The 5161-nt window shown below is 57.2% G+C and carries 7 protein-coding genes; all 7 read right to left on the minus strand.

Features of this window, described 5'->3' with window-relative positions; translation table 11 throughout:
* Positions 1-513: ABC transporter permease subunit (locus tag ACFDSS_RS13285; RefSeq protein ID WP_375256211.1), on the minus strand; the 513-nt coding region annotated here is incomplete at its 3' end.
* Positions 510-1394: an ABC transporter permease gene (locus tag ACFDSS_RS13290; protein WP_375256216.1), complete on the minus strand. Its 885-nt coding sequence runs from the start codon at positions 1392-1394 to the stop codon at positions 510-512. The genes ACFDSS_RS13285 and ACFDSS_RS13290, both read right to left, overlap by 4 nt.
* A 99-nt stretch (positions 1395-1493) precedes the next feature.
* Complete coding sequence (locus ACFDSS_RS13295; RefSeq protein ID WP_375256212.1) at positions 1494-2219, minus strand: transporter substrate-binding domain-containing protein; 726 nt, start codon at positions 2217-2219, stop codon at positions 1494-1496.
* Entirely contained in the window at positions 2219-3025 is an 807-nt protein-coding gene (locus ACFDSS_RS13300) for an ABC transporter ATP-binding protein (RefSeq protein ID WP_375256213.1), read from the minus strand. Before ACFDSS_RS13300 ends, ACFDSS_RS13295 begins: the two co-directional genes overlap by 1 nt.
* 83 nt (positions 3026-3108) lie before the next feature.
* Positions 3109-3867, minus strand: a complete 759-nt coding sequence (locus ACFDSS_RS13305) for a phosphate/phosphite/phosphonate ABC transporter substrate-binding protein (RefSeq protein ID WP_375256214.1) — start codon at positions 3865-3867, stop codon at positions 3109-3111.
* Positions 3864-4301, minus strand: coding sequence for a TerB family tellurite resistance protein (locus ACFDSS_RS13310; protein ID WP_375256215.1), 438 nt, complete (start codon positions 4299-4301; stop codon positions 3864-3866). The genes ACFDSS_RS13305 and ACFDSS_RS13310 overlap by 4 nt, the downstream gene beginning before the upstream one ends.
* A 5-nt stretch (positions 4302-4306) precedes the next feature.
* Entirely contained in the window at positions 4307-5098 is a 792-nt protein-coding gene (rlmJ, locus tag ACFDSS_RS13315; RefSeq protein WP_375256217.1) for a 23S rRNA (adenine(2030)-N(6))-methyltransferase RlmJ, read from the minus strand.
* Between the last annotated feature and the right edge of the window lie 63 nt (positions 5099-5161).

The following is a 5161-nucleotide window of genomic DNA, read 5'->3' on the forward strand; positions in this document are numbered from 1 at the left end:
CCGGAGCATTGTGGGCCAGATCACCCGCCGGAACCGTGCCCAGCCAGAAAGTCCGTAGGCGTCCGCGGCTTCAATATCGCCCTTTGGAATGGATTGCAGCGCGCCGTAGAAAATTTCGCCGGAGTAGGCGGCGGTGTTCAGGAAGAGTACGATCAATGCACCCAGCCAGGCAGAGGTGAACGGGTCAAAGAACGGGCTTACACCTTTAAGGCTCAGAAAAAGAAAATAGGCAAAGAAGAACTGAATAAAAAGCGGTGAGCCGCGGAAGATGAAGATGAACCATTCGGCCGGCTTGCGAAGCCAAGCGTTTTGCGCGGCCTTTCCGGCAGCCACGGCTGTTGCCAGCAAAAAGCCCGTACACAGCGCCACGACCCCAAAATAGATATTCCAGATCATCCCCGATCCGATCAGCGTGAATTGCTGACAGAGCGTGTAATCGTTACGAGGCAACAGGCGTTCGCCGATCCCTTGGCTGCGCAGGGCGTAGTCCGCGATGGTTTCCCAGCAACTCACGCCGTGGCCTTTCGCTGTGCTTCACCGGCAGCGGTTGCTTGGCCGTGCGTGAGTTTCGTCATCAGGCGATCAAGCATCACTTCGGACAGCTTCGTGAAGCACAGGTAGAAGATGAGAAGCGCAAGGAAGTACCACATCCGCCAGTCCCCATGGGGGTAATCAGTGAACCGTGGTTGCTTTGCGCCGCCCAATTCGCGCGCCCAATAGACGATGTCCTCGACGCCAAGCAGGAACAACAGCGGTGTCGCCTTGATAAGAACCATCCAGAGGTTCGATAATCCAGGAAGGGCATAGACCCACATCTGCGGCACCAAGACCCGCCAGAATGTTTGGCGGCGGTTCATGCCGTAGGCTTCGGCCGTCTCCAACTGTCCACGTGGCACCGCGCGCATGGCACCAAACAGGACATTTGCGGCGAAAGCCCCGAAGACAATCGCAAAAGTGAGCGCCGCCAGTAGGAAGCCATAGACCTCATGGACCCATTGCGGGGCATTGCCCAATGGTAGTTTCGCTGCCGTGCAGACCACGAAATCATTGCCTTGGCGGATCGGCTCGGACCAGTCTGGGCATTTGACCTTGTGGCGCAGGAATTCAAATGCTTGGTCCAAAGCGATCACGAAGAAGAGAAAGAACGCGATGTCAGGAATGCCTCGCACAACCGAAATATAGGTCTTACCAAACCAGCGCAGCGGGGCCACATTGCTGCGTGCTGCAGATGCGCCTGCAAATCCGAACGCCAGTGCCGTCGGCGCCGTGATTGCCAGCAAGAGAAGCACTGTGCCAAATGCCCAATACATCTGCATGTGCTTGCCTGTGGTCAGGTAGCAGCCCAGCCATGTCAGGCCATCGAGCGTTGCGGGATCGGTACAGTAACTAAAAATGGCCTTGCCGTGTCTTGAGGGCAGAATTTGAGTTTTTTTGCCAAGATGAAGTAGGAAGCACGGCCCCCCTGAAGCAAAGGCGGGCCGTGCGAGGTGTCTTTAGAAGAGTGCGGAACCGGGCAGCCACTTCTCGATCAATGTGTTCAGTGAACCATCGGCTTTCATGGTTTGAATTGCCGCAGTGAAGGTGTCGCGCAGTTCGGTATCCGACTGGCGCACGCCCAAACCGATGCCGCCGCCGATCAGCACGTCGTCACCGACAAAGGTCAGGTCTGCGTCGGCTTCTGCGATGGGTTCAAGGAACGCTTTGTCCGCCAGAACTGCGTCCACTTCGCCAGCCTTCACTGCCGCGATTGTTTCATCAGGTGTTGCAAATTCAAGTAGTGTCGCGCCATCCATGCCGGTGACGTAGCTCGCCTGAATGGTGCTGGATTGCGCGGCGATCACGGCATTGGCAAGGTCCACTTCGCCCATTGCAAGGAATGCGGATGGATCCGGCTGGGTGTAGGCTTCGGAGAAGTCGATGACTTGCTTGCGCTCATCTGTGATCGACATGCCTGCGATAATCGCATCATAGTTGCCGGAGACGAGGTTTGGGATAATGCTGTCCCATTCGTTTGTGACCCATTCACAGGTCAATTCCGCACGCGCACAAAGCTCATCGCCCAGTTCACGCTCAAACCCGTCGATTTCGCCATCGTCGTTGATAAAGTTGTATGGTGCATAGGCGCCTTCTGTGCCCAGGCGCACGACGGAGTGGCCCTCCGCTATCGCGAAGCTGCCGGCGACGGCGAGGGCCGCTGTTGTAAGTACGAGGTTTTTCATCAGTTTTCTCCCGATTTGATGAGTGTTGAGTGCTCGGAGACCGTTGCGGACAGAAAGCCCTGTAACCGGTCTGTTTTGGGGTGGTTGAAAAGCTCCGCTGGCGGGCCTTCTTCTTCGATTTTTCCCTGATGCAGAAACACAACGTGGTCGCTGACGTCATTGGCCAGTCGCATGTCGTGGGTGACGATAATCATTGTGCGCCCCTCGGCGGCCAGATCCTTGATGACCTTCACGACTTCCTGTTCCAATTCCGGGTCAAGCGCGCTGGTTGGTTCGTCAAACAGAAGTGCCTTGGGTTCCATGCAAAGCGCGCGCGCAATTGCGGCCCTTTGCTGTTGGCCACCTGAAAGCTGCGCGGGATATGCATCACATTTGTCGCCGATGCCCACTTTCGCGAGGTATTTTCGTGCAGCCGCTTCGACCTCTGCCTTGTCGCGCTTGAGGACGGTGACCGGCGCCTCCATCACGTTTTGCAAAATCGTCATATGCGCCCAGAGATTGAACTGTTGGAACACCATCGACAGGTTCGTGCGAATGCGGGTGACCTGCGCGTGGTCACCGGGCCTGCGGGCGGGCCCGCTGCCTTTCCAGTTGACCGGTTCACCGCAAAACATCACCTCGCCTTGCTGGCTGTCTTCCAGCAGGTTGGCGCAACGCAAGAGCGTGGATTTGCCCGAGCCAGAAGAGCCGATCAGCGACACTACATGGCCTGCCGGAGCAACTATATCCACACCTTTGAGAACTTCGAGTTCACCATAGGCTTTATGCAGATCGCGGATTTCAATGACAGGTTGTGCGTCGTTCAATTTGGTGGCTTTTTCTTATTGCGCGACGAAGTAGGGCCTATTTTGAAGTTATTTGCAACGGGTCCCGGTGCATTGACTCTGTGTTACCCGTCGATTTCCACCGGTTCCTTCGGGATTGGCAGGTCATATGCCTGCGAGGGCAGCGCAACGATCGCTTTGAGGCCCAATTTCTGCGCAGTCAGCGAATCCAGATTTTGTATGGCCTCCCGAATTGCAGCGAAATAGGGTGCAGGATCGTGCCCCTTGGCCGTGATGAAGGTCATCCCCGGCGAAATATCCGTGTGGCCGATGATCTTGAGCTGACTGGTGTCGGGGTTTTCGGCTTCCTCGATCCGCCAAGTTTGCGCGTCAATGGATGCAATGTCCCCTGCACCGTTGGCGACCGCTGCAATACTGGCGCGGTGGCTTCCAGTCTTCAAATGCGCGCGAAACGCGTTTCCATGTTTTGCGGCCCAGATCTGCGCGGATGCGTAACCCGACTGCGAGAGCGTGTCGTTCAAGACAAACCTGGCGTCAAAGAGCATATCGGGCTGATTGGCCACGCAATCACGCTGGACGACAAAATGACTGCGATAAAACCCAGCCGGGCACTCTTTTAGTCCGTAATCGGCGGCGCCGATCAATGTGACATGTCCTGCAAATCGGCTGCGCAGCGGCAGATTGCAGATCTGCCCCAGCACCAAGTCGGGATGCCCCCAGCTATCCCAGTGGTCAATGTCGTGGTCGAGACGGTCCGGAGCGGGAATATCCCGCGCGCGCAAACCATCACGGATCAAGACCCAAAGTGTGTCATGCGCCGCCCTGTTGCTGGCGCGTGCGTACATCGGCAGGCTTGCGATCATCCAGCGCTGACTTTGAGACGGGCGCGGTGGCTGTCCTGATCGGTCACGCCCAGCAAAGACGCCGTCATCCGCATCATGCTGTCTTCTTCATTGTCACGATTGCCATCGGCGAGGGCCACGGCCCAAAGCGCTTCCATCACGCCGAGGCGGTCTTCATAAGAAACGGCGTCCTTGATTGCGCGCGTGAAACGCACCGTATCTGGTGCTTGGGTCTCAAGCGCTTCGCATTCTGCGCGCAATGTCGCGGCTTCCGTCTCTGAGAGCTGATAGCGCTGCATCAGGGAGGCGTCTATTTGCGCGATTTCGGATGTGGCATATTCGCCATCCGTTCGGGCCAGACGCACAAGCAGCGCACCAAGCGCCAAGCGCGCATCGGTGTCGGGAAGGGTTTGCGGTTCGGGGGCGGTCAAACGCCGGATCAGATCACTAAACATGACGCCTACATAGGCCCGGAAAGCTGGCGTGAAAAGAGGCTGCTGAGATCGGCGGCCTCTTCGGCAAACCCGTAAGGTGCGTTGACCACAAACAGCCCCGAGCCGATCATGCGGTGCCCCTCACGCGCGGGAGGGAAGCTGACCTCATGGTTCAGCCCATCCGGTATCGTGTCTTTTAAAGCGCGGACCATGGGCTTGTGCGGCCCATCGCTTAAGATCGGATACCATAGCATAATCACGCCGACCCCCCATTTTCGGTGGATCTGAGCGATGATTTTCGGGATTGTCTGATAATCGGATTTCACCTCAAACGACGGATCTATCAGCAAGAAACCACGCCGCGGCTCCGGCGGGCACATCGAAAGCGCCATCTCCCAGCCGTCCATTTGCTTGAAGACCCCGCCGTAGGAAATCATGTTTTCCTTCAGGGCCGCAAATTCCTGTGGATGAAGTTCCGACAGCGTGAGGTTGTCCATTGGGCGCAGGCTTTCAGCTGCGATTATGGGCGAACCGGGGTAGGCGTGATCGCCGTGCGCCGCTTTTATCCTTGCACAGACTTGTGAATAGGGGTGATCGGGGGCAAACCAATCGGCCGCACGCCCGATGCCTTGTGCGGCCTCTGCGGTTTTCAGGGCTGCCGCATCGGACAAATCGTAGAGTGCGCGGCCGGCATGCGTTTCAAGATACGAAAGCGCTTTGTCCTTGCGGGTCATATAGGCCAGCGCCCATGCCAGCATACTGTGCTTGTGGACATCTGCCAGATTGCCGGCGTGGTAAATATGTTGATATGACAGCATGTTTTGCCCCGCTCGTGTTGCCAGGCTGACTACCGCAGGCAGCTGCGGGTGTCCATTGTAGGC

This window comes from Yoonia sp., from assembly GCF_042093035.1.
Classification (GTDB): Bacteria; Pseudomonadota; Alphaproteobacteria; order Rhodobacterales; family Rhodobacteraceae; genus Yoonia.